The following is a 23,974-nucleotide window of genomic DNA, read 5'->3' on the forward strand; positions in this document are numbered from 1 at the left end:
TTATTATCTTAATTAAGGTTCTTACATATAAGATTTAACAAAAACATATATAAATTTTATATAAATAAACAAGGAGGTCTTTTTTATGGATGATATGAAAGCGTGCATTTTTAATATCCAAAAATATAGCATACATGATGGGCCTGGGATCCGTACAGTAGTATTTTTCAAAGGATGTCCACTTCAATGTTCGTGGTGTTCTAACCCTGAATCACAAAATAGTAATGTGCAAATTACTTGGGACAAATATAAGTGTCTAAAGTGTTTTCATTGCCTAAATGCTTGCAAATATGATTCAATCGCTTTAAAAGAAGAACGTATTACTGTGGATGCTCATTCATGTACTTCTTGTTTTCAATGTATAAAAGGTTGTCCAAAGCAAGCACTTACTATTGAAGGAAAATATTATACTGTGTCTGAAGTTTTAAAAGAAGTATTAAAAGATGAAGTATTTTATGAAGAATCAGGTGGTGGTGTAACTTTATCAGGCGGTGAAGTATTACAGCAGCATGCTTTCGCAGTTGAACTATTAAAACAACTAAGAGAAAAAAATATCCATACATCTTGTGAAACCACAGGTTATGCTTCTAATAAAGTTTTCAAGGAATTTATTGAAAATGTAGATCTGTTATTATTCGATATGAAACATTATGATAGAGAAAAACATCTTAAAGGAACTAAAGTATATAATGATAAGATAATTGCAAATCTCGCAACTGCTATTTTTAAAGACAAAGATGTTATTATAAGAATTCCTGTAATCCCTGCTTTCAACGATAGTTTAGAAGATGCACAAGGATTTTGTGATTTACTAAAAACAATTGGTGCAAAAAAAGTTAACTTATTACCATTTCATCAATTTGGACAAAAAAAATATGCACTTATAAATAAATCTTATGCTCTTCAAAATGTTACTCAATTACATGAAGAAGACTTAATATCTTATAGACAAATTTTTATTGAAAATGGATTAGATTGTACATTCTAGCTTAGCATTAAAAGATTTTACTAAATTAGCATATAATAAAAGAACTCCCTACTCTCAAATAATTTGGATAAGGAGTTCTTTTTAATATTTATATTTTGTTAAACCTTTTATTATTTATTTTCTGCTTCGAATTTCTTCATAAATTCCACTAAATCTTTAACACCTTCTATTGGCATAGCATTGTATATACTTGCTCTCATACCACCAACAGATCTGTGTCCCTTTAAGTTTTCGAATCCAGCTGCCTTAGATTCCTTTACAAACTTAGCATCTAATTCATCTGAACCAGTTACAAAAGGCACATTCATTAAAGAACGATCCTTCTTTACAACTGTTCCTTTGAACATGCTACTTGAATCAAGGAAATCATATAATATAGAAGCTTTTTCTTCATTAATCTTCTTCATTGCTTCTAGTCCACCTAAGTTTTTAACCCAATTAAATACTTTTCCACATATATATATTCCATATGCTGGTGGTGTATTATATAATGAATCATTATCTGCATGAATTTTATATTTTAACATAGTTGGAGTTCCTGGTAACACGTCATCAGTAATTAAATCTTCACGAATTATTACTACAACCATACCTGCAGGTCCTATATTCTTTTGAACTCCTGCAAAAATTAATCCATACTTAGTTACGTCAACTGGTTCTGATAGAATGTCTGATGACATATCAGCTACCAATATTTTATCTCCAACGTCTGGTAATTCATTAAACTTAGTTCCATAAATTGTATTGTTGTGACATATGTACACATAGTCAGCATCATCACTAATTTTTATATCCTTCATATCTGGTATATATGTGAAGGTTTTGTCTTCTGAAGAAGCTAAAATATTAACTTTTCCATATATCTTTGCTTCTGTTGCTGCTTTTTTAGCCCATTGCCCTGTAATAATATGATCTACAACCTTGTTTTTCATTAAGTTCATTGGAATCATTGCAAATTGTTGTGATGCCCCACCTTGAAGGAATAATACCTTATAGTTGTCTGGAATATTCATTAATCCTCTTAATGTTTTTTCAGCGTCCCTAATAATCCCCTCAAATGCTTTGGAACGATGACTCATTTCCATTACTGACATACCAGTACCATTGTAATCTAACATTTCTTCTGCTGCTTCTTTAAGCACCTCTTCTGGTAATACAGCTGGTCCTGCTGAAAAATTATATACTCTTGACATAAAAAAAGCCCCCTTAGATATTTTATTTCTATTTCATACATATTATAACACAATTTAAATATCAAGAAATAAATTATGTATAAGTTAAAACATAAAAAATTCGACTATTATAATTTTTTTTATTTAAAGATCCTCAATATAACTATAAAACTACTGCAACATTCCTTATCATAGTCACCTATTAAAATATAACTTACCCTCTCCAATAAAATCCACAAAAAAAAACGCATAGTATTGATAACTAAACTTACGTTATCAAAACTACACACTGTAATATTATTATATATTAATTATCAGAAATTCCACAAATAATTTTTTTCTTAATAAGCAGATTACATATGGTATACTGCACCTGCATCTTTTATACCATATAATAAATCTTATTATCATATCTATCACTATTTTGAAATCTAATTTTAGCAAGTAATAACACTTTTCTCTTCTTACTTGTATAAAAAGTACCTCTTTAGACAGTTTTTATAGTTCTACTTTTAACTGTTACATCATATAAGAAGATTGTTCATTGTTCAAAACATTTTTTATTTTTATGCACGTAACAACTCATCTACATTTTCATCTAAATCAACTTCATTAGCTTGACTATTATTTTGGTTCTTGTGTATTATTCTCATTACCTTTCTTGCAATAGGTTGTACGATAACAAGTTCCAAAAATATAGCTATACAAAAGTTACGTGGCCAAGCAATTGGAAAATGTTTTATAAGTTCCATATTGAATCCCGTTCCTAAACCTGCTCCCACATTTGTCATAATAGCGGACATACCAATCACAGTGAAAAATGCTCTGAACATGATACGAGCATTAAAACTATCTGTTTTTGAACTAAAAACATTTGTTAGTTTATCAGCTATCCTTCCTACAATTAATGCCTCAATTAGCATAGCACATATAAAAACTATCGGCCATGACTTTAGTGATGTAAATAGAGCTAACTTTGATAATCCACCCATACTAATACTAATATTAATAGTTGCCATGAAAATGCATGTTAATCCACATATAACACCTCCATAAAGCAATCCTTCTCTTCCATTTCTAGGCATAGAATTTTCCATAATTTCCTCCTTAATTTTACTTGAATAAAAAATACGTTGTATAAACGGCAAGTAGTATAACCGCTGGTACAACGCATTGACTTTTCATAGTATAACATAAATATTTTTATTGATGTAATACCCTAATTTTATTTTTTATCTATTTTCTTGATTTTTTTATCACTTTCCATTCTTCTTTTCTATGTTTTTCATGCTGTTTATTAAATAGGGATTGCTTAGTGTTACAAACAAGAATATCTCCTTCTTTCCATATTCCCTTGCCAAACATTATGTCAAATTCCGCCTCTTTAAATGGGGTGCTATTTTATTCTTTGCAATTCTTATACGTGTACGATTACCAATGCTTTCTATACCTCTTTTTAGCGTCTCAATTCTTCTTACATCTAAGCGAACAGAATCATAAAATTTTAATGCTTGTCCTTCAGTTGTAGTTTCTTGATTACCAAACACAATTCCAATCTTTTCTCGTAGCTGATTAATAAAAATAACAATACAATGTGATTTACTAACTCCAGGTGTCAATTTCCTGCTTTAGAACCAATGCAGCTACAGAATCAATTACAATAATATCAATTGCATTAGAAGAAATAATTGCATTATTCAAGGCTCTTAATTTTTCATCTTCTATTACACTATTCCCTTCTGTATTTCATTCTCAACCGCTTTTTATTTCTTTTCTTCTTTTGCTTTAGCTGCTTTTCTTTTTTTTCTTGCCAATTCTAGTTCTTCTTTTTTACATTCTTCATGTTGCCTTTCATATTCTAATCTAATTTTTACTTTCTCTATAGCATCCCTTTCTCTTTTATCCCGTAATTGTTTTAACATACTTTCTTGTAATAATTTATTTTCAAATTTTAAAAAACATTCGAATCCATTAGGATATTCAAATTTCTTATTTTCTGCTAATTTATCAAATTTAACTATAATTTTTTCATCACCTGCATTTATAATAACTCCAATACCAAATTTTTCATGTATTACTTTTTTATTTAATAATTCTTCCATTACATACACCTCTATTATAATTTTTTTCTACATAAGATAACTTTTTAATTTTTTCCCATGTTCTGAAAATCTCAATCTGCGAATTGCCCTTTTTTCAATTTGACAAATCCTCTCACGTGTTACATTGAACTCCACACCAATCTCTTCTAATGTCCTTGTTCTTCCATCTTCTAACCCAAAACGTAGTCGTAATACCCTTTGTTCTCTTTCTGTTAATATCTTAAGCACTTCATCCATCTGTTCTTTTAACATCATAAATTCTGCCTGAACAAATGGATCAGACATATTATTATCACTAATTACATCTATTAATAAAGAAGAACCCTCTTCTTCAGTTATTGGCATGTCTAGAGATATTGTATCCTTATAACATTTTGAGATTTCTTCCACACGTCCCACTGGCATTTCCATTATTTTTGCAAGTTCTTCAAATATAGGTTCCCTCCCATTTTCAACCAAAAATTTTCTTGATGCATATGTCATCTTGATCATTGTCTCTTTCATATGTATTGGAATACGAATTGTCCGAGACTTATCTCCAATTGCTCTTGTAATTGCTTGTCTAATCCACCACATAGCATATGTACTGAACCTATAACCTTTATGATAATCGAACTTTTCAACTGCTCTCAATAGCCCAACATTTCCTTCTTGAACTAAATCTAAAATTGACATTCCACTTACCTTTACATAACGCTTCGCAACACTCACAACAAGACGAAGATTTGCCTCAATCATGTTTGTAATTGCAGCTTTATCTCCACCTTCTATTCTTTTCGTATGTGAAAAGCTCTTGGCTGTACTTCGCACTTTTCTAACGGTTCCTACTTTTTTCAAATGGAGATATTTTTTACTTGTTGCACTATAAAATCTTCAACTTGTTCTTTGAGTATGTTAAGTGAAATTGCAAGTTCTCCATACAAATATTCTTCTGCCATTTTTAGATATTTATCATCTATGGCTGTACCTTTCTTTCCTTCTGCTAAACGTTCTTCTTTTCTTAAATATGAAGTTTTAATTATCTTAATCCATTCTTTGCAGTCATATTTATGCATAACTTCTTTATATTTTTCTTCAGGTATTGCATCATCATCAAAACACAATATTTCTATTGATTGAATATTACTTATTAAATCATTTGCTTCTTCCTTTGATATTATTTTTCGCATAATAACCTTATCATTATCAACTGGAGTATATATCGTACTTCCCTTTTCATATACCTGCTGTAATGTGTAGTATTGTCTTTTTTTATTAGCTATATTTATAGCGGGTATTCCTATATCTAATACTCTACATACCCCATTTCCACCATAAATTATGTAGCTATCTACTTCAAACATGATCATTTCCTCCTCTTTTTTATGTAATCTGTTAAATAACAATTCAATCATTAAAATATATTTTATTTGATAACGTTTTCATATATGACTTCTCTTCAAATCAATAATATATCAATTAATATTAACTATTTCATCTTCCTTTAACCTTCATTATTAATGAACTTCCATATCTTCTTTTGTCACTAATCTATGATCTATAGTTTCAGGTTGAACTGCTGATAATATAATATGATCACAGTCTGTTATTATAACTGATCTGGTTTTTCTTCCATAAGTAGCATCTATTAGCATACCCCTACTCCTTGCTTCTTGAATAGTTCTTCTAATAGGTGCTGATTCCGGACTAACAATTGCAAGTAATCTATTTGAAGATACCATATTTCCAAATCCTATGTTTATTAACTTGATTCCCATTTGAGGCCTCCACATTATTTAATATTCTGAACTTGTTCTCTTGTTGTTTCAATTATATTATTAACTTCTATTCCGTTAAAACTTTTCTAAATATAGTATCAAATAAGAAAGTATATACTTATATTTTAACAAAGTAGATTTTTTTTCGTAAGAAAAATTTTAATTTTATACATACAAAATCTATATTAAGTTCAAAATTATAGAATTACTTTTATATTAATTATTGTTTTAGACTTTGCTACTTTTCTTTTTTCATTAAATTTCTTTTCCTGTTTTTTATTAGACCCTTATATATATTCACCTTCAAAAAAACGAGTAGTATTGACAACTGGATTTACGTTATCAAAACTACTCGCTATATGAATATTATACAATAATTATCAGAAACTTTGCAAATACTTTTTTTCTTAATAAGCAGATTCAATAGGATGTAAAGGGCCAATCACAGCTTTGCAAACCTCAATTTTTCGCATAAAGTGATGGATTACTACCATATTGGGGATGATCTTTTTGACAAAGGAGACCTAGTAGTTCTTATAAATGCTTTTTACTTATGAAAATGTGGAAAATGTGGTACTATAAAAAATAAACTTGTTTATTTTAATTTATATAAATTAGAGGTAATATATGATTAAATTTGAAAGAAATACAGAACTAGATATAGCAATGAAGAATCTTATACTATCCATGGTGAATGTGAATGACTACATCACATCTATTCTTGATTATACAGAGAAGATTCTTACTCCACAAAAAGAAAAAGAACTGATAAAAATACTAAAAAATTACAATGTTCCTTATGATGGGTTGAAATACGATTTGAAAATCCTGACTGAGAATCCGTATTATAAGCAAATCAAACTTGACAACGTATATTCTGAGACTGTCAGATATGAGAAAGCAACCATAAAGAAAAGAACTTTAATTCCTATGAACTTCCATAGGCCTATAGGAAAATACCTATTCCATCAACATCCTATTGGATACTTTGAAGAGGACATTGATTTGCCAGTATTAAAAGAAGGCAATAATAAAGTATGGATGTCCCCTGCCATTAGCGAAATAGAAAGCATGGGAGATGGAATTGAAAAGGGCCATGGAAAATGTATGACCATGGGACTTGGAATCGGAGTGCTCCCATATCTTTGGTTGCTTAAAGATGAGGTAGAAAGTGTAACTATAGTTGAATTCAACCAGGATGTCATCGATTTGTTTGAAAAGTACATAAGACCGCAGTTTAAAACTGACAAGAAACTTGAAATCATTCACGGCAATGCTTTCGACTACTACAATGATGAGTTCCTGAACCAGTTCGACTATGTGTATGTGGACTTCTGGGAATCTACCAAAGACGGTTTGGAATTTTATACACAGCTTATGGAGAAGAAGATAAACTTTCATCATATTGACTATTGGATAGAGGATTCCATGCTCTACGACGTAAAATACATCATAGCGCCATACCTTTATACCGTGTATGAAGGCAAAAGTATAATTGATTTCATCTCCTCCCTTGATGGCGATTCTAAGGAATTTGCTAAAAAAGTAAACAGGTACTTCAAGACAAGGAATAATGTCATAAGAACAGAACATGAACTGCTTGGTATCATCCACGGGAAAGATGTTTTGAGAGAGATACTTGCACAATAGAAAAAGGAAAACCTACTCCATCGAGACTTGGTTCTCCTCCATTACTTAGATACATTAGTAAGTAAGTTATCATTGATATTATGTTCTATTAATTCAATCTCTCTAGCCTTGTTTATAGTACTTGGGTGAATTAACATATGTAACAGTTTCTTTTATTTAACCCTTGTATTCAATTGAATATACCAAATTTTAAGAGTATAGGGCCTTACAAATTATATTTTTTTAGGAAACTCGACTCACATTCGTTCGCTGAGTAAGTTCGAAGGACAAAATGTAAAATGCTCACAGAGAAAGTTCATGTTTCCAAATATAAAAGCTCTAAAGAGAAAGTTCTGCTAACCAAATATGAAATTTGGAGCATCACTTTTTGGACATTCACTTTTCGATTCTCACTTATGATACGGTTCACCCTTTATTATCCTAAACCCTCTATAAATCTGTTCTAACAACATAACCCTAAAAAGTTGATGAGGGAATGTCATTTTTGAGAAGCACAATTTATAATTTGCTCTAGCTAAAACACTTTTTGATATCCCTAAACTTCCACCTATTATAAACGCTATATTAGAATTTCCTGTTACTCCTAGGTTATGTACATAATCTGCAAATTCTTGTGAAGTTAATTGCTTTCCACCTAAATCCATAGCTATAACAAGCATATTATCTTTTATTTTATTTAATATTGCTTGACCTTCTTTTTCTTTAATTGCCTCTTCTTCTTTTTCTGAAGCATTATCTGGTGTCTTTTCATCTGGTATCCCAATTATATCCAATTTACAATATCTGCTTAACCTTTTAGAATATTCATCTACGGCCTCTTTTAAATATTTTTCTTTCAATTTTCCAACTGTAATTATAATAATATTCATTTTTATTATGCTATTAAAAATATCTTGACACTTAAAAGATAACAATAAAACATGTTAATTACTTTTTCACTATGCCTCTTTTTAATATATTTAATAGCCACTCCCTTCAATATATTGCTTTCAATTATACTTCTAAGCTTCTTTTATTCTCTGTTTTATTTTATATAATCTATATGCTGTAAGCATTGCTCCTACTCCACATATAATAGCTGCAGCTATATATACATACTGCATTCCATATACAAAAACATCATCTCTTCCTTCTATATATCCTGTAACACGATATCCAATTTTACTACTCATAAGGCTATATAAAAGTGTAGTTGATAATGATATTCCAAAAACCATTCCTAAGTTTCTTACTAAGGCATTTATACTACCTGCAATACCCAAGTTACTTTTATCTACTGTAGACATTACTAATGAATTATTAGGAGATTGAAACATTCCATTTCCAGTGGACATTATTCCTATAAATACAATCAGTGCACCTAAATGGGAATATTGGCTTAAAGTCGACATTAAAAACAGTCCTAAGCTAGTTCCTATGAGCCCTACAAACGTTAGAATCTCTGAACCTATTCTATCTGATATATGCCCACTCATGGGTGCAACAACTGCTAATACTATTGGTGATACCATCATTAACATTCCTGTGTATGATGGAGTCAATTTCATTACATATTGTAAGTAAAATGGCAGTATTATATTTGAGCAACTTATTGCTACAAATGAAATAAATGCGCAAAATATGCTAAGTGAGAATAATGAATTATTGAATATTTCAAGCTTTAATAGTGGCGCAACTATTCCCTTTTCAACCTTTATAAATACTATAAATAGTACAATTGAAAGAATTAAACACATTATAATAGCTTTATTATCATATCCAAATTCCTTACCAAATGTTAATGATCCAAATAGCAGTACCATAGTTAATGCAAATAAAATCGCTCCTTTTATATCAAGTTTTTCATTTGAATTATTTGCACTCTTAGGAAGTGTTTTCATTGCGAGAATAAGGGCTATAATTCCTATAGGCACATTTATTAAGAAAATGTATTGCCAACTTAAAATTGATACAATAATACCACCTACAGGAGGTCCTATCATTGATCCTAATGCTACAAATGTACCATTTAGACCTAGTGCTTTTCCCCGTTCATTACTCGGAAATACATGTGTTATAATTCCATGACTTGTAGACATAGTGCCTGCAGCACCTATAGCTTGTAATCCTCTTGAAAAAACTAACATTATCAATGAATTAGATATTCCACACATAAGCGAGCCGAGTGTAAATATTATAATACCTAATTTGAAAATTGTAGTCTTACCTTTAATATCTGCTAGTCTTCCAAATATAAGAATAGTTGCTACAATAACTATTAAATAACTAGTAACTACCCATTCTATAGATGCCATACTTACCGAAAGTTTTTGTGCCATAACAGGTAACGCCACATTTACTATACTACCATCAAGGGTAGCCATAAATGTTAGAAGTACAGTTGTAAGTAATATTACCCATCTTTTTTTATGTATTGTTGTGTCCATATTCTCCATAAGTTTTATCCTTTCTATTCACTGCAAATAAGTTGTAAAAGATACTTTATATATTAAGTAATGGTTAGATAATAATCTTCATTATCTTAATTCCCCCTCCTATAGTTGCACTTGCAACTATAGAAAATTATAATACATTTCTATTATTTGCACAAATAATAAGATAATTCGCCTAATACAAAAATATAATCCACAGGCATAATTTAAAACTTCAAACTTATCCACATATTCTCCTCATTCTATGGATAAATAGGCATTCTAAATATCGATATAATAGCTTAAAACTGTCATAGTACTTACATTATTCATTACATTCCCAACATTTTCACTTTGAGTTAAGATTATTTTTGTAATAGACTGCATAGTTTCGGCAATTATATTTACATCATCATTGATTTGTTCAAAAAATAAAAGCACCAATATAGATTTCTTGAAAATCTATTATTAGTGCTACCATAGCTCCATTTATTCTTTTTACTTTTTTATAGTATAATTGTACCAATTATATTCATATTTATGAATTATTATTTTTCATGAATTTAGTACAAAGAAAAAGCCCCATCTGAAAAACAGAGCCTTTTCAACTTAATCAGCATATATTTCATAATCTGATTTTTATTATTTAATTCAAGATTTCAAGTATTATTTTATTTGTCTTTTCCGCAGCACTTTTTATATTTCTTACCACTTCCACATGGACAAACATCATTTCTTCCTATTTTATCAAAGTTTCTTACAATCTTAGATTCTCTAAATTGTTTTTGTATTTCGTTTCTCTTTTCTTCTGAGAATATACCTTCCCATTGTGGTAATGTATATAAATATTCAGCTTTTGCATCTAACATATTAAAGTATAAAGTTTCTAAATTTAAATCGAATACTAATTCAGTATCAGCATCAATGGTTTCAAGATCATATTGATTCTTTAAGCTATCATTAATTCCATCCATAAATCCCATAGCAAATTCTACTGTAGAATTATGTTCTTTAGCTAACTCATTAATAGTAGTCCTTTTAACTTCTTTATGATTAGCTAATAAATCCTTGTATATTCCTTTTTCTAACTTACTATATTCTGCCCAAAAAGCCTCTTCACCTTTAGTTTTAACATAGTCAACAACCATTTCAGTCCATTCTGTATATAAACTCATTTTTAAGTCCTCCCTTAAATCTTCATTTAGGCATACTAATTTATTATTTTTTGAATATGCCTTATATATAATATTTGTATATTATAATCTTAAATAAATTAAATTTCTATATAGCTACTAGGATTATGCCTATTTGCCATAGTTAATATTATGTCTTGATTTTGCTTAATTCCGTTTTCATTTAATACATTCAAAACAGTTTGATATGCTAAATCAGGTTGATTATTTGTATTACTTAAATGCCCTAAAATAATTTTCTTATTTGCACAACATTTAGATAATTCAACAATAGCACTTCCGCAATCATCATTAGACAAATGCCCTATCTCGCTAAGTATTCTTCTTTTTAACGGATATGGGTATGGTCCAAATTTAAGCATATTAACATCATGGTTACTTTCAAGTAGTATGACTTTTGAATCTTTTATGTTATCATAAATCTCCTTAGTAAAAGTACCAAAATCTGTTGCTACACTTATGTTTTTTTCTCCATCACTCACTGTATATCCCATTGGTGCTACAGCATCATGTGGGATATTGAAAGCTTTGATACTCATATCATGTATTTCTGTAATTGACCTTTTATCAATTACTTTTATATTATGTTCTTTTATCTTTCCAATTGAATTTTCCATAGCAGACCAAGTATCAGAATTTGCATATATAGGAATATCATATTTTCTAGATAATACCCCTATTCCTTTAATATGATCACTATGCTCATGAGTTATAAAAATTCCGTTCAAATCTTTTGGCTCTTGATTGATTTCTTTCAATGCCATATCAATTTTTTTACCTGGGAGTCCTGCATCAATCAATATCTTAGCTTTATTTGAGGCAATAAACATGCTATTACCACTACTGCCACTATATAAAGAACAGAATACCACTGTAATCACTCCCCCCTATGAGATTTCTATTACTCTTTAACATTTATTCTTTTAATATCTGCGCCTAAAGCTTTAAACTTATTTTCTATATGAGGATATCCTCTATCTATATGCTCTATACTAGTTATTTCTGTTATTCCTTCTGCAACTAGTCCTGCTATAACCATAGCGGCACCAGCTCTTAAATCCGTTGCCTTTACTACAGCACCTGTTAGCTTTTGTGGACCATCTATTATTGCAACTCTACCTTCAACTTTTATATTAGCGCCCATTTTCTTTAATTCATCTATGTGCTTATGTCTATTTTCCCAGATAGATTCAGTAATTAAGCTTCTTCCTGGAACAATACTTAACAATGTTGACATTGGTTGTTGAATATCTGTAGGAAATCCTGGATATGGAGTTGTTTTAATATTAACTCCTTTTAGTGGTTTGTTTACAGTTACTCTAATACAGTCATCACCTTCTTCAATTACAGCTCCCATTTCTGTAAGCTTAGCAGTAATTGATTCTAAATGCTTTGGTATTACATTTTTTATATAAACATCTCCACCTGTAGCTGCTGCTGCTATCATAAATGTACCAGCCTCAATTTGATCTGGGATTACACTATATGAGCAACCTTTTAAGCTTTCTACGCCCTTAATTCTTATTATATCAGTACCTGCACCTTTTATATCCGCACCCATTGTATTTAGAAAATTTGCTACATCAACAACATGAGGTTCTTTAGCTACATTTTCTAATGACGTAACTCCTTCTGCTAATGTTGCTGCTATCATTACATTTATTGTTGCACCAACTGAAACTACGTCAAAAAATATATTTGCTCCTATTAATTTATCTGCCTTAACATTAACCGCTCCATGTTCTATAAATACTTCTGCTCCTAAAGCTTCAAAACCTTTTATATGCTGATCTATAGGTCTTACACCTATTGAACATCCGCCTGGAAGAACTACTCTTGCCTTTTTAAATCGTGATAATAAAGCTCCTATAAAATAATATGAAGCCCTCATTCTTCTACAATCATCTGTACATGCATCAAAATTATTAACACCCGTACTATCTATCTCTAAAGTATTATTATCTATTTTAACAATTTTACAGCCTAAGCTTTTAAGTATTCTTTCTAAGCAGTGTACATCTTCAATATCTGGTATGTTATCAATTATGCATTTTCCATCACTTGCCATTATTGCTGCTGGTAATATTGCTACTGCTGCATTCTTAGCTCCGTTGATATCAACGCTGCCTTTTAGCAAGTTTCCTCCGTTTATAACTAATCTTTCCATTGAATTCACCCTATCTATCTAAAATATATATTCTATTCATTTATACTAATTTGCATTATTAACCTATTTTATTATTAAATTGTACTTTAATTATTATATCATAAACAAAATTTATTTAAATACATTTTTTCAGTCTATTACTACTTTTTTCATTATCTTTGATGTTTATATAACTTTTTAATTGGTTTAATTGTAATTATCATCCTAAAATATCTTATTATCTAAAATACAAATAAATATATATGTTAAAATTTTCTTCATATTACATAATTATTATTTGTATTCATTATTTAATTATTCTTCTATTCTATTCTTTTATTTTACTTATTGTGTTATAATTTATTAAAACTTTGAGTAATACACTAATTGAGATTGTGAGGTTTATCATGAAGTACTATATAGTTGCATTATTTGATGAGGAAACCTATCAAGTAATATCACCAATACAAAGAAATATGTCTAAAAAATTTAGAGCAAATAGAAATTCACCAGTACCCTTTATTATATTAACAGCTATAGAAAATCCAAATTTAGATAAATTATATCCTATTGTTGATAAAATTATAGCTCCATATAAAAGCTTTAGAATTGATGCTAGTGATTTAGTATATCTATTTGATCCTACTAAAAGTATAAATTTAAAAATAGAAAACAAAGGTTATATAAAAAGACTTTCTCGTTGTCTTTTTGATACATTAGAACTTAACGGATTTATTGTTAAATCTTTTGATGACAATTTTGTTTCCCTTGCTAATCTAGGATATATTCCTAAAGATTATAAGAAACAAGATGTCAAATTAAATTTTCCTGAAATATATAATAAAGATAATGTTGCTAAATTAAAAGTTAAAAGTATTGAAATATGGAAACTTCCTACTATAAGGAAGAATATTCCGTTAAAGTCATATACATTAAGGGAGTTTTAACAATATTCTTTTATAGATTTACAGAGATATATCTTAACTCAGTTTTTATTAAAAATTAATATAAATTTTGGGCTATGTTTTAAAATCTTAGCCATGTTGTGGACTGTCTTAAAATAGTGTTTTTTTAGACAGTCTTATTATTTGGGAACATTTGAGAATTGAACTTGTCATAATGCATAATTTAATTTTTAAAAATAATCTCTTAATATTATGAATTTTGTGTAAATATAAAAAATATTTTTTTGTATTCGTTTTCTGTACTTTCATTTATTTTAAAGATTTTGTAAAATAAGATTAATCACTAGAAACCGTAGGAGGATTCACTATGAATATTCAGCCACTATTTAAAGTACAAAAGAACTATAATGATAACTTACCAATAAATGAAGAATTAGATTTACATAAATTACAAGTTCGTAAAAATCTTGAATTCGAAATAATACTCGGTAATTTAGCTAATGAAACTCTTTGCTTTAATTACTTAACTAAAGTTACCAAGCCTGTCAATTTAACTGCAATATTCAATAAATATATAAATTGCATTTCTCAAGCTTTGACATTAGGAATTGATCATAAATATACCGATTTAATAGCAGTATCTATGAATCCTAATGATTATTGTTTAAGTGATCAATTCTTAAATTTATATATTGATATTAATGATTTAATTGTTTCCCCATCTATGGATCACTACTTAACTTTATTTGAAGACCTACTAAGCTTAGGATTAACATTAGGATTTTCAGAATCTCAAATACATGATCAATTTATTAAAGATTTAGATAATTTAGTAATACTTTAATATTTAAATATAACATATATAAATATTGACCATCGAGCGTAATATATTTCTACATAATGATATTTTTTATTTTATATAAGCATAGTCAATAATCTTAAGGGAATACTACCCTTGAGGTGATATTATGTTCGGAATAATATGTGCAATAATTTCAGGAATTGCTATGAGTGTTCAAGGCGTATTTAATACAAGGCTCAGTGAAAAAATAGGACTATGGGAAACTACCTTATTAGTTCAAGTCATTGCTCTTATTGTAAGCCTTATTGTCTTTTTCTTTTTTGGTGATGGAAGTTATACAAATTTAAAAGAATCTAATAAAATCTATTTATTAGGTGGAGTTTTAGGTGTTATAATAACTTTTACAGTAATGAAAAGTGTCAGTTCAATGGGACCTACCTTAGGAATTGGTATTATATTAGTATCTCAATTAATCGCTGCTACACTTATTGATTTCTTTGGATTGTTCGATAGTGAAAAGATTAAGTTTTCATTAAATCATTTTTTAGGCATTGCTATTATGATTATAGGTATTATAATATTTAAATGGAATCATTGAGAAGGGAAGGATAAAGTTTGAATTTTTTTTCTAATATTAATTTTTTATTCCATTTAACGACTAAAAATATAAAACAATACTTTAAAAAAAGCGAATGTGTAAAATCTGATGAAATTATAGGAAATTCCATTAATTGGTTTGGTCATGCTACTACAGTTATTAATTTATCTAATAAAATTATTATAACAGACCCTGTATTTTCTAGTCTTTTGGGATATTTTAAGAGAACTGTAAAAAAACCAGCATATATAAATAATTTAACAGTAGACTATATACTCTTATCTCATGGTCATATGGATCATTTAAATTTTTCATCACTCCGCAAATTAAATAAAGATGCAATTATAATTGTTCCAAAGGGATATTTTCGGCTTGCTAAATTATTAGGGTTCAAAAATGTATTTTTATTACATCCTGGTGACGTGTATGAAGATAATTTTGTGAAAATTACTGCTTATGAAGCTGATCATGATGGCAGACGTTTTTATCTTGGTAATGATAATGAAAGCATTTCATATTTAATTGAAAGAGAACGTAAAAGTGTATTTTTTGCTGGTGATACTGCTCTTACGAATAATTTTAAAGATATTATTTGTGATGTAGCGTTGATGCCTGTAGGATGCTATAAGCCTGATAGGTTCTCATATATGCATTGTACTCCAGAACAAAGCTATGAAATGTTTAAAATGATGGATTGTCCCGTAATGATTCCTATTCATTATAAAACATTTAAAATTTCATTAGAAAACTTTGAAGAAACTGAGGAAACATTATTAAATTTGAATGATGATTCAATTAAAATCATTGATATAGGAGAAACTTATAGTTTCTAAGTAAAATTACAAATCTATGATGAATTAATTTAACATACTTCAGCTGATAATAAAAAACTAGTTTCATTTAAGTTGTGCTCAACATTACCAACAACTTACATTTTGGGCACAACTTATTATCTAAAGCGAAATCTCAAATTTCATATTTGTCTGCTTTAACTCACTCATCGAGTTAATAATGAATATGAGTCGTTTCACAACAAAATCCTAACCTACCTCAACAAATGCATATATGATATTTCTGTACTATGTCTTCATAACTAAAATCTTCTCTTTGATTATTTGTATTTTTATTTTATTTCTATTAACAATAAGTTTATTTTTCATATAATATTATTGAAGTAATAATATTATGGAGAAATATATGTTTTCATATAAAAAGAAGTTAGATTATAATTTAAATTACTATATGTCAAATAATTCCTATAAAACTTACAGAGTACTTATACAATATAAAGATTTTCAATCTTCAGTTGTTAAAAAAATTAATTCATATAAAGGTATAATTCATCATACTATAGAATCTGCTAATCTCATAAGTGCAGAACTTAATTCTCGCAGTATAGATAGAATTTTAGAATATCCTGAAATAGAAAAAATCTATTTAGATGAATATTTATTTTTATGTGGTATGAGTGTTGCTACTGCTAATAAGTTTCATTATTCTGAAAAATATGGTTTATCTGGTGTAGGAATTGGTATAGGACTTATAGATAGTGGCATATTTCCTCATCCAGATTTAACTTCTCCTAGCAATAAAATAGAATTATTCGAAGATCTAATTAATAATTTTCACTATCCTTATGATGATAATGGGCATGGTACATCAATGGCAGGAATTTTATGCAGTAGTGGATTGTCATCAAATAATATGTACAAAGGAATATGTAGTAAAAGTAAATTATTTTGCTATAAAGCATTTGATAAGCTTGGTAAAGGCTTTGCTTCTGACATACTATATTCTATAGAAAGTCTGTCTAATATATCTAAAGAAAAAAATATAAAGATATTATGCTTACCATTTGAACTTTTAACTCATAACACATTTATTATCTCTTGCTTCGATTCAGTGTTTAATTATGCTATATCCAAAGGTTTAATTCCAATAGTACCTAGTGGAAGCAACTTAAATAACACATCGTCTATAATGGGAATTGCTACTCTTCCCAATTGCATTACAGTAGCAGGCTTAGATACAGTTGGGTCAACAGTAAAACCTTATCCCTATTCATCCAGTGGGCCTTATGGAAAATTATCTAAACCAGACTTATCTGCTGCTTGTGTTAATGTTATTTCATTAAATTCTGATAGTAACTATACTTCCGAAAAAAATGGTATTAAGCTTTATCCAAGCAAACTAGATGCACCATATAAAACATTTACTGGTTCATCAATCGCTACTGCTTATATTAGTGGATTATGTGCTTTACTGTGCGAGAAAAATCCCTCCATTACCTTTAAAGATATGATTTCTTTATTAAAAGTTGTATGTGATCCTGTTGAAGACATATCTAAGACAATTCAGGGTGAAGGCACCATAAATATTAATAAACTTATGCCTTAATTATTAATATGCTTATCAGATTTCATATTCTATTAATCAAATTTAAAATCATTAATAATCTACAGAACTATCTTCAGCCTTAATATAGTTCTGTATTTTTATTAGAATTCTTTAAATAGTTAATTTTTTAGACGCTTTAATATTTCACTTTATTTTACTTATAATATGCTATAATTATTTACATGCACTAGTAGTGCACAATTATTTTACAATAGACATATCAAAATACTTTGAAAGGTAGGTAGCAAGCAGAATGAGCACATTTATGTTAAAGAGTAAATCCCTAGGGTTCACTCCTGTTAATAATATATTTATAGAGAAATACATGCCGCAAGCTAGAGGTGAATTTATAAAAATTTATTTATTAATGCTAAAACATGATATTTCTGGTGAATTCGGAGTTAGCTCATCAATACTAGCTTCCTCACTTAATCTATTAGAATCTGACATTATGAATGCACTTAATTATTGGAATGACCAAGGAGTTATAAAATTCACTCAAATAGATAAAATGGGCAACTTTAATGTAGAATTTATAGATTTAATTCAAGAACCAGCTAAGTCTACAAAACAAGTAGACTTATTAGAAGCTTTAGATAGTACAACTACTAAAGATATGCTGAAAGACATTGAAATACTTTTAGCTAGACCACTGTCTCCAAATGAAATGTCAATTTATTTGAATTGGCAAAGAGAATTTGGCTTTTCATCTGAATTAATTTTAATATTAATGGAATACTGTATATCAAAAGGTAAAAGTGATCCAAGATATATCGAAAAAGTAGCCTTGTCTTGGCATGATTTAAAAATAACTACTATTGATCAAGCACAAAATTTAATAAAAAAAGCCGAAGATAAGTGGATTAACATAAGAAAAATATTAACTTATTTAGGTATAAATAATACAGATATAATGAAACCTCAACAAGATTTAATAGAAAAATGGCTTCTTATATATAAATTCCCTAATGAAATTATCTTAAAAGCCTGTGATATATGTTCTGAAAGATTAAATAGAGCCGATTTTAAGTACATTGATGGTATACTTACTAATTGGAATAAAAATAATATTAAAACCTTAGAAGACATAGCTCTTAAAGATACTAAAAATGTTAAAAATACTAAATATCAAAAAAATTACAATAATAATGAGAAAGCTCCTCTTAAGTTCAATAACTTTGAAGGAAGAGAGTATGATTATGATTCCTTAGAAAAAAAACTTTTAGGATGGGATAATGATGATTAAAGGCTATCAAACTGAAATTTTAAAAATATATGATAAACTTAGAGAAGATGAAACTAGATTTTTGAAACTTAGAAAGGATGAAGTATTTAAAAAATATCCTGAAATTATTGAATTAGATAATACGATACAAAAATTATCTTTACAAATGGCAGTATCAGTTCTTAAATCTGGTAATAGCGAAAAAACATTAGGTAGATTCAAAGAGAATATTACTGATTTAAGAGTTAAAAAATGTGAAATGCTAGTTGAGAAAGGGTACAATCCTGAATATCTAAATTTGCACTATCACTGCAATAATTGTAAGGATACAGGCTTTATAGGTAATGTTAAATGTAGTTGCTATAAGCAAAAATTAATTAAGTTATACTATAAAAATTCTGAATTAGAGAATGCAATAAAATCTAATAATTTCAATAACTTTGATTTAAATTTGTTTTCAAATCATAAGCTTGGTGAAGAGAAATTTTCTCCACGAAAAAATATGGAAAATAACTTGGAATACATATTGAAAGATTATATTCCAAATTTCTCAAAGATAGGTACGAATCTATTATTGTATGGTAACCCTGGTAGTGGAAAAACTTATTTATCTTATTGCATATCAAAAGCTATATTAGATATGGGTTATTTGGTAATATACAAAACGTCTGATGAATTAATTAATAACTTAAGAGATATAAGATTCAACAATGATTCAACATTGGAATCATTAATATTGGAATGTGATTTATTAATAATAGATGATTTAGGTGCTGAGCATCTTAATGAATTTTCTATAACTGAATTATTTAATGTAATTAATAAAAGAATTCTTAGCAATAAAAAAATGCTTATTTCAACTAATTTAACATTGCCTGGTATAACAAAACAATATAGTGAAAGAATAGCCTCTAGATTAATTGGTGAATTTAAACTTTGTAAATTCTATTCAGAAGATATAAGAATTAAGAAGAATCTAGAAAAAAATAGATAAATAGATATATACCTACTGAAATTGGATACACATTTGTTCCAGCTCATTTTCTAATGCCGCTTTCACAAATATGTATTCAATTTCTCTATTTGTATACACGCCTAAATATAGTAAACTTTGTAGTAATATGAGAGGTGGATAAAATAATATGAACAATTTAGTGCCAATGATATTAACTATGGTATTAAGTAAAATTATATATATTAAAATTGATAAAAAGTATGATATTACAAATAAGTTGTGTACAAAACTCCATATTGAACAGGAGTGGATAAGTTTTTATGGTGTGTGTTTTGGCATTATATCTATTATAATTATTGAAGTATTAAGCATAGAGATAATTAATATTCCTGAAGTATTCTATTATATATCAGGTGGAATTTTTGCAGGAATTGGTATTGGTACGAATAATAAAAATGTAAATCAATAAAAAAAACAAGTTCTAGTATAAAACTAGAACTTGCTTTAATTTGGCGACCCAGAAGGGACTCGAACCCTCGACCTCCGGCGTGACAGGCCGGCACTCTAACCAACTGAGCTACTAGGCCATCTCATGGTGGGCACAACAGGGCTCGAACCTGTGACCCCCTGCTTGTAAGGCAGGTGCTCTCCCAGCTGAGCTATGCGCCCATAAGATGAATAAAATGGTGACTCCTAGGGGAATCGAACCCCTGTTACTACCGTGAAAGGGTGGTGTCTTAACCGCTTGACCAAGGAGCCATATTAAGTTTTGTTATGTTTTATTTAAAATGGAGCTGGCAATAGGAATCGAACCTACAACCTGCTGATTACAAGTCAGCTGCTCTACCGTTGAGCCATGCCAGCATCATATTTAAAATGGCGACCCAGAAGGGACTCGAACCCTCGACCTCCGGCGTGACAGGCCGGCACTCTAACCAACTGAGCTACTAGGCCATCTCATGGTGGGCACAACAGGGCTCGAACCTGTGACCCCCTGCTTGTAAGGCAGGTGCTCTCCCAGCTGAGCTATGCGCCCATAAGATGAATAAAATGGTGACTCCTAGGGGAATCGAACCCCTGTTACCACCGTGAAAGGGTGGTGTCTTAACCGCTTGACCAAGGAGCCATATTGAGTTTTGTATGTTTTATTTAAAATGGAGCTGGCAATAGGAATCGAACCTACAACCTGCTGATTACAAGTCAGCTGCTCTACCGTTGAGCCATGCCAGCATCATATTTAAAATGGCGACCCAGAAGGGACTCGAACCCTCGACCTCCGGCGTGACAGGCCGGCACTCTAACCAACTGAGCTACTAGGCCATCTCATGGTGGGCACAACAGGGCTCGAACCTGTGACCCCCTGCTTGTAAGGCAGGTGCTCTCCCAGCTGAGCTATGCGCCCATAAGATGAATAAAATGGTGACTCCTAGGGGAATCGAACCCCTGTTACTACCGTGAAAGGGTGGTGTCTTAACCGCTTGACCAAGGAGCCATGTTATATTGTCTTTCGCTTAAATATATTATTTTCTGTCGTTTGTTATCCAAGCTGCTGACCACATAGACTATAATACCTAAATTTAGATTCCCTGTCAACACATTTTTTAATTTTTTTTATTTTTATCTTATTTTTTAAATTATATCTATAATTATTCCGATGTTTTATTAGGCTTTTTCACCTGCTCTATAGCCTTTTTAAAGCTAGACAACATGCCTTCTTGAAGTTTTATTTCACTGTTTATATTTTTAATTTCTACATCACATATTTCTAAAAAATTATCTTTTTCTATTTTATTGATAATTATGTTATATCCATTTTTTTTGAAGTTTTGTCCTGATGCCATAACCTCCAATGGAAATTTATTATTTACAATTAATAATATTTCTTTTTCCCAAATTCCTCTCTTGTTTATCTTATATTTATCTTTTAATACATCTAAATTTTCTATTTCTTCTTTAATTTCAAATTTTAATGATTCGTATAATGCATTATAGAAAACCACCGATATTCCCCTTTTTAGTTTAATCTTTAAAAAACTTCTTTGTTTAATTAAAAATTCATCTATGTTATTTTCACTTATACATTCTACATCTTCAAAAGAAAAGCTTTTTATTCCACTATCAGTTGGATAATTCACAATTATTTTATCAAAATTCATTCTTCTGACTTTAAAAGTACTCCCATAATTGTCCAAATTATTGTTTATTACTTTTACTTCCATTAAAAAATCACCTCACTTTTAATATTCCCTTCTTTTAACCTGAATATTACTATGATAAACTTTATTTAGCATATGAAATAGAATAACAAGTCAATATACTAGTATATTGACTCATTATTCTATTTCATATACCTTATTACACAAACAAGGAGTGATTAATAAATATGATTTATCACGATTTAATAATTATCGGTGGTGGTGCATCTGGCCTAATGGCTGCAATAATAGCTAAAGACTTTGGGATAGATGTAGCTATTGTTGAAGGAAATGATAGAATCGGTAAAAAAATTCTTGTGACTGGGAATGGCAGATGTAATATTACAAATAATAATATTGCTTTCCCATATAACAATTTCCACAGTGAAAATTATAATTTTTTTCAAGAAGCTCTAAATAAATTTACAATAGAAGATACTAAAAGCATGTTTTTATCTCTTGGATTGCCTTTAACAGAATTAGAAAACGGTAAGATATATCCAAGATCCCTTCAAGCCTCTTCTGTAATAGATATATTTAGAATGGCATTAGATGACAGAAATATACCTTTATATGCAAATTGTAAAATTAATTCTATAATCAAAAAGAAAAATTTCACTTTATATACCAATAATGAAGAATGTGAAAACTTTTCTTGTAACAAGGTTATTTTAAGTTGTGGTGGAAAATCGGCTACCAAAACAGGTTCAGATGGTTCTGGATATAAACTAAGTAAATTCTTTGGACACAATATCATAGAAACTCTGCCTGGTATTGTTCAATTAAAATTAGATTATCCTTATTTAAAAGCTTTATCTGGAATTAAATTTGATGGCTCTGTTTCTGTATTAGTCAATGATGAGATTATACGAACAGATATCGGAGAAGTCTTATTCACTGATTATGGAATCTCTGGACCACCCATACTACAATTATCCTCTTATGCCTCTAAAGCCCTTAGTAAAGGCTCAAAAGTCACTATAAGACTTGATATGTTTCCATATGAAAGCAAAGAAGATGTAGAAAACTTTTTTGCTACACATTTTTCTATATTTAATTATAGAGAAATATCATCTGCATTAATTGGGGTAATAAATAAAAAATTAATTTCTACAATACTAAAAGATGTTGGAATAAATGATATTCATTTACCTTGTAGCAATATTGATTGGAAAAATATTAATAATTTAATTGATATATTAAAACAATGGGACTTCAATTGTATAGGCACTAATGGCTTCCCTAATGCCCAAGTTACTGTAGGAGGAATAGATACCTCTGAAGTAGATAATTTGACCTTAGAATCTAAATTAGTTAAAGACCTTTACTTCTGTGGAGAGATCTTAGATGTTCATGGTGATTGTGGTGGATTTAATCTTCAATGGGCATGGAGCTCTGGTTACTTAGCAGCTAAATCTGCAGCTACTAGCTAAATATTCTATTTTACAACTAAATATATACACTAAAAAAGAGCTATA

General features: G+C 29.3%; 23 protein-coding genes, 11 tRNA genes and 1 pseudogene. 11 read left to right on the forward strand and 24 right to left on the reverse strand.

Features of this window, described 5'->3' with window-relative positions:
* Positions 1-85: 85 nt before the first annotated feature.
* Complete coding sequence (locus DIC82_03765) at positions 86-988, forward strand: glycyl-radical enzyme activating protein (protein AWK50232.1); 903 nt, start codon at positions 86-88, stop codon at positions 986-988.
* A gap of 110 nt (positions 989-1,098) precedes the next feature.
* On the opposite strand, the gene DIC82_03770 is transcribed toward DIC82_03765, so the two are convergent.
* The 7 genes and pseudogenes from DIC82_03770 to DIC82_03800 all read right to left on the reverse strand — a co-directional run bounded on the left by DIC82_03770 (position 1,099) and on the right by DIC82_03800 (position 6,019).
* Positions 1,099-2,181, reverse strand: coding sequence for a 3-phosphoserine/phosphohydroxythreonine aminotransferase (locus DIC82_03770; GenBank protein AWK50233.1), 1,083 nt, complete (start codon positions 2,179-2,181; stop codon positions 1,099-1,101).
* 545 nt (positions 2,182-2,726) lie between these two features.
* Positions 2,727-3,257 carry a DUF2798 domain-containing protein gene (locus DIC82_03775; GenBank protein AWK50234.1) on the reverse strand — a complete coding sequence of 177 codons (531 nt, stop codon included), beginning with the start codon at positions 3,255-3,257 and terminating at the stop codon, positions 2,727-2,729.
* Between the two features lie 139 nt (positions 3,258-3,396).
* Positions 3,397-3,849: pseudogene (locus DIC82_03780) on the reverse strand (DNA recombination/repair protein RecA).
* 74 nt (positions 3,850-3,923) lie between these two features.
* Positions 3,924-4,262: a hypothetical protein gene (locus tag DIC82_03785; protein ID AWK50235.1), complete on the reverse strand. Its 339-nt coding sequence runs from the start codon at positions 4,260-4,262 to the stop codon at positions 3,924-3,926.
* A 27-nt stretch (positions 4,263-4,289) separates the two neighbouring features.
* Positions 4,290-5,099 (reverse strand): hypothetical protein, encoded by an 810-nt coding sequence (locus tag DIC82_03790; GenBank protein ID AWK50236.1) that lies wholly within the window; start codon positions 5,097-5,099, stop codon positions 4,290-4,292.
* The gene (locus DIC82_03795) at positions 5,096-5,605 is read right to left on the reverse strand and encodes a transcription factor (GenBank protein ID AWK50237.1); all 510 of its coding nucleotides are present in this window, start codon (positions 5,603-5,605) and stop codon (positions 5,096-5,098) included. Before DIC82_03795 ends, DIC82_03790 begins: the two co-directional genes overlap by 4 nt.
* Before the next feature lie 153 nt (positions 5,606-5,758).
* Positions 5,759-6,019, reverse strand: a complete 261-nt coding sequence (locus DIC82_03800) for a hypothetical protein (protein ID AWK50238.1) — start codon at positions 6,017-6,019, stop codon at positions 5,759-5,761.
* Between the two features lie 627 nt (positions 6,020-6,646).
* Here DIC82_03800 and DIC82_03805 point away from each other — a divergent pair.
* Positions 6,647-7,669: a hypothetical protein gene (locus tag DIC82_03805; protein ID AWK50239.1), complete on the forward strand. Its 1,023-nt coding sequence runs from the start codon at positions 6,647-6,649 to the stop codon at positions 7,667-7,669.
* Positions 7,670-8,058: 389 nt separating this feature from the next.
* Here the strand turns inward: DIC82_03805 and DIC82_03810 are convergent, their stop codons facing one another.
* The 5 genes from DIC82_03810 to DIC82_03830 all read right to left on the reverse strand — a co-directional run bounded on the left by DIC82_03810 (position 8,059) and on the right by DIC82_03830 (position 13,440).
* Complete coding sequence (locus DIC82_03810) at positions 8,059-8,538, reverse strand: 23S rRNA (pseudouridine(1915)-N(3))-methyltransferase RlmH (protein ID AWK53029.1); 480 nt, start codon at positions 8,536-8,538, stop codon at positions 8,059-8,061.
* Positions 8,539-8,670: 132 nt separating this feature from the next.
* On the reverse strand, positions 8,671-10,104 hold the full coding sequence (locus DIC82_03815) for an MFS transporter (protein AWK50240.1): 1,434 nt from the start codon (positions 10,102-10,104) through the stop codon (positions 8,671-8,673).
* A gap of 647 nt (positions 10,105-10,751) precedes the next feature.
* Positions 10,752-11,255: a hypothetical protein gene (locus DIC82_03820; GenBank protein AWK50241.1), complete on the reverse strand. Its 504-nt coding sequence runs from the start codon at positions 11,253-11,255 to the stop codon at positions 10,752-10,754.
* A gap of 98 nt (positions 11,256-11,353) precedes the next feature.
* Positions 11,354-12,145, reverse strand: a complete 792-nt coding sequence (locus DIC82_03825; GenBank protein AWK50242.1) for an MBL fold metallo-hydrolase — start codon at positions 12,143-12,145, stop codon at positions 11,354-11,356.
* A 29-nt stretch (positions 12,146-12,174) separates the two neighbouring features.
* The gene (locus DIC82_03830) at positions 12,175-13,440 is read right to left on the reverse strand and encodes a UDP-N-acetylglucosamine 1-carboxyvinyltransferase (GenBank protein ID AWK50243.1); all 1,266 of its coding nucleotides are present in this window, start codon (positions 13,438-13,440) and stop codon (positions 12,175-12,177) included.
* 386 nt (positions 13,441-13,826) lie between these two features.
* On the opposite strand from DIC82_03830, the gene DIC82_03835 reads away from it, so the two are divergent.
* The 8 genes from DIC82_03835 (at position 13,827) to DIC82_03870 (ending at position 20,770) form a co-directional block, all read left to right on the forward strand.
* Positions 13,827-14,366, forward strand: a complete 540-nt coding sequence (locus DIC82_03835) for a hypothetical protein (GenBank protein ID AWK50244.1) — start codon at positions 13,827-13,829, stop codon at positions 14,364-14,366.
* 325 nt (positions 14,367-14,691) lie between these two features.
* Positions 14,692-15,168, forward strand: a complete 477-nt coding sequence (locus tag DIC82_03840) for a dUTPase (protein ID AWK50245.1) — start codon at positions 14,692-14,694, stop codon at positions 15,166-15,168.
* 124 nt (positions 15,169-15,292) lie between these two features.
* Positions 15,293-15,724, forward strand: coding sequence for a hypothetical protein (locus DIC82_03845; GenBank protein ID AWK50246.1), 432 nt, complete (start codon positions 15,293-15,295; stop codon positions 15,722-15,724).
* Positions 15,725-15,741: 17 nt separating this feature from the next.
* The gene (locus DIC82_03850) at positions 15,742-16,557 is read left to right on the forward strand and encodes an MBL fold metallo-hydrolase (protein AWK50247.1); all 816 of its coding nucleotides are present in this window, start codon (positions 15,742-15,744) and stop codon (positions 16,555-16,557) included.
* 364 nt (positions 16,558-16,921) lie between these two features.
* Positions 16,922-18,121 carry a peptidase gene (locus DIC82_03855; GenBank protein AWK50248.1) on the forward strand — a complete coding sequence of 400 codons (1,200 nt, stop codon included), beginning with the start codon at positions 16,922-16,924 and terminating at the stop codon, positions 18,119-18,121.
* 265 nt (positions 18,122-18,386) lie between these two features.
* The gene (locus DIC82_03860; GenBank protein ID AWK53030.1) at positions 18,387-19,367 is read left to right on the forward strand and encodes a DNA replication protein DnaD; all 981 of its coding nucleotides are present in this window, start codon (positions 18,387-18,389) and stop codon (positions 19,365-19,367) included.
* Positions 19,360-20,340, forward strand: a complete 981-nt coding sequence (locus tag DIC82_03865; protein AWK50249.1) for a DNA replication protein DnaC — start codon at positions 19,360-19,362, stop codon at positions 20,338-20,340. The genes DIC82_03860 and DIC82_03865 overlap by 8 nt, the downstream gene beginning before the upstream one ends.
* A 148-nt stretch (positions 20,341-20,488) precedes the next feature.
* Positions 20,489-20,770: a hypothetical protein gene (locus DIC82_03870; GenBank protein AWK50250.1), complete on the forward strand. Its 282-nt coding sequence runs from the start codon at positions 20,489-20,491 to the stop codon at positions 20,768-20,770.
* 41 nt (positions 20,771-20,811) lie between these two features.
* On the opposite strand, the gene DIC82_03875 is transcribed toward DIC82_03870, so the two are convergent.
* The 12 genes from DIC82_03875 to DIC82_03930 form a co-directional block, all read right to left on the reverse strand.
* Positions 20,812-20,888 (reverse strand) — tRNA-Asp (locus DIC82_03875).
* Positions 20,889-20,894: 6 nt separating this feature from the next.
* Positions 20,895-20,970 (reverse strand) — tRNA-Val (locus tag DIC82_03880).
* 15 nt (positions 20,971-20,985) lie between these two features.
* Positions 20,986-21,060: transfer RNA gene (locus DIC82_03885), tRNA-Glu, on the reverse strand.
* 30 nt (positions 21,061-21,090) lie between these two features.
* A tRNA-Thr gene (locus DIC82_03890) sits at positions 21,091-21,165 on the reverse strand.
* A 13-nt stretch (positions 21,166-21,178) separates the two neighbouring features.
* Positions 21,179-21,255: transfer RNA gene (locus DIC82_03895), tRNA-Asp, on the reverse strand.
* 6 nt (positions 21,256-21,261) lie between these two features.
* A tRNA-Val gene (locus DIC82_03900) sits at positions 21,262-21,337 on the reverse strand.
* A 15-nt stretch (positions 21,338-21,352) separates the two neighbouring features.
* Positions 21,353-21,427 (reverse strand) — tRNA-Glu (locus DIC82_03905).
* A gap of 29 nt (positions 21,428-21,456) precedes the next feature.
* Positions 21,457-21,531 (reverse strand) — tRNA-Thr (locus DIC82_03910).
* 13 nt (positions 21,532-21,544) lie between these two features.
* Positions 21,545-21,621, reverse strand: a tRNA-Asp gene (locus DIC82_03915).
* Positions 21,622-21,627: 6 nt separating this feature from the next.
* A tRNA-Val gene (locus DIC82_03920) sits at positions 21,628-21,703 on the reverse strand.
* 15 nt (positions 21,704-21,718) lie between these two features.
* Positions 21,719-21,793, reverse strand: a tRNA-Glu gene (locus DIC82_03925).
* Positions 21,794-21,947: 154 nt separating this feature from the next.
* Positions 21,948-22,520 (reverse strand): hypothetical protein, encoded by a 573-nt coding sequence (locus DIC82_03930; protein ID AWK50251.1) that lies wholly within the window; start codon positions 22,518-22,520, stop codon positions 21,948-21,950.
* Between the two features lie 164 nt (positions 22,521-22,684).
* On the opposite strand from DIC82_03930, the gene DIC82_03935 reads away from it, so the two are divergent.
* Entirely contained in the window at positions 22,685-23,929 is a 1,245-nt protein-coding gene (locus DIC82_03935) for an aminoacetone oxidase family FAD-binding enzyme (GenBank protein ID AWK50252.1), read from the forward strand.
* The last annotated feature ends 45 nt before the right edge of the window (positions 23,930-23,974 follow it).

Source organism: Clostridium beijerinckii (assembly GCA_003129525.1).
In the GTDB taxonomy this organism is placed as follows: Bacteria; Bacillota; Clostridia; order Clostridiales; family Clostridiaceae; genus Clostridium; species Clostridium beijerinckii_D.

What these genes read in the sequence shown, in the direction of transcription:
- DIC82_03820 (AWK50241.1), bottom strand. Translation starts at nt 11,255, where the DNA reads ATGAGTTTATATACAGAATGGACTGAAATGGTTGTTGACTATGTTAAA.
- DIC82_03805 (AWK50239.1), top strand. Translation starts at nt 6,647, where the DNA reads ATGATTAAATTTGAAAGAAATACAGAACTAGATATAGCAATGAAGAAT.
- DIC82_03870 (AWK50250.1), top strand. Translation starts at nt 20,489, where the DNA reads ATGAACAATTTAGTGCCAATGATATTAACTATGGTATTAAGTAAAATT.
- DIC82_03935 (AWK50252.1), top strand. Translation starts at nt 22,685, where the DNA reads ATGATTTATCACGATTTAATAATTATCGGTGGTGGTGCATCTGGCCTA.
- DIC82_03785 (AWK50235.1), bottom strand. Translation starts at nt 4,262, where the DNA reads ATGGAAGAATTATTAAATAAAAAAGTAATACATGAAAAATTTGGTATT.
- DIC82_03800 (AWK50238.1), bottom strand. Translation starts at nt 6,019, where the DNA reads ATGGGAATCAAGTTAATAAACATAGGATTTGGAAATATGGTATCTTCA.
- DIC82_03770 (AWK50233.1), bottom strand. Translation starts at nt 2,181, where the DNA reads ATGTCAAGAGTATATAATTTTTCAGCAGGACCAGCTGTATTACCAGAA.
- DIC82_03775 (AWK50234.1), bottom strand. Translation starts at nt 3,257, where the DNA reads ATGGAAAATTCTATGCCTAGAAATGGAAGAGAAGGATTGCTTTATGGA.
- DIC82_03830 (AWK50243.1), bottom strand. Translation starts at nt 13,440, where the DNA reads ATGGAAAGATTAGTTATAAACGGAGGAAACTTGCTAAAAGGCAGCGTT.
- DIC82_03860 (AWK53030.1), top strand. Translation starts at nt 18,387, where the DNA reads ATGTTAAAGAGTAAATCCCTAGGGTTCACTCCTGTTAATAATATATTT.
- DIC82_03855 (AWK50248.1), top strand. Translation starts at nt 16,922, where the DNA reads ATGTTTTCATATAAAAAGAAGTTAGATTATAATTTAAATTACTATATG.
- DIC82_03765 (AWK50232.1), top strand. Translation starts at nt 86, where the DNA reads ATGGATGATATGAAAGCGTGCATTTTTAATATCCAAAAATATAGCATA.
- DIC82_03840 (AWK50245.1), top strand. Translation starts at nt 14,692, where the DNA reads ATGAATATTCAGCCACTATTTAAAGTACAAAAGAACTATAATGATAAC.
- DIC82_03865 (AWK50249.1), top strand. Translation starts at nt 19,360, where the DNA reads ATGATTAAAGGCTATCAAACTGAAATTTTAAAAATATATGATAAACTT.
- DIC82_03795 (AWK50237.1), bottom strand. Translation starts at nt 5,605, where the DNA reads ATGTTTGAAGTAGATAGCTACATAATTTATGGTGGAAATGGGGTATGT.
- DIC82_03810 (AWK53029.1), bottom strand. Translation starts at nt 8,538, where the DNA reads ATGAATATTATTATAATTACAGTTGGAAAATTGAAAGAAAAATATTTA.
- DIC82_03845 (AWK50246.1), top strand. Translation starts at nt 15,293, where the DNA reads ATGTTCGGAATAATATGTGCAATAATTTCAGGAATTGCTATGAGTGTT.
- DIC82_03815 (AWK50240.1), bottom strand. Translation starts at nt 10,104, where the DNA reads ATGGAGAATATGGACACAACAATACATAAAAAAAGATGGGTAATATTA.
- DIC82_03930 (AWK50251.1), bottom strand. Translation starts at nt 22,520, where the DNA reads ATGGAAGTAAAAGTAATAAACAATAATTTGGACAATTATGGGAGTACT.
- DIC82_03835 (AWK50244.1), top strand. Translation starts at nt 13,827, where the DNA reads ATGAAGTACTATATAGTTGCATTATTTGATGAGGAAACCTATCAAGTA.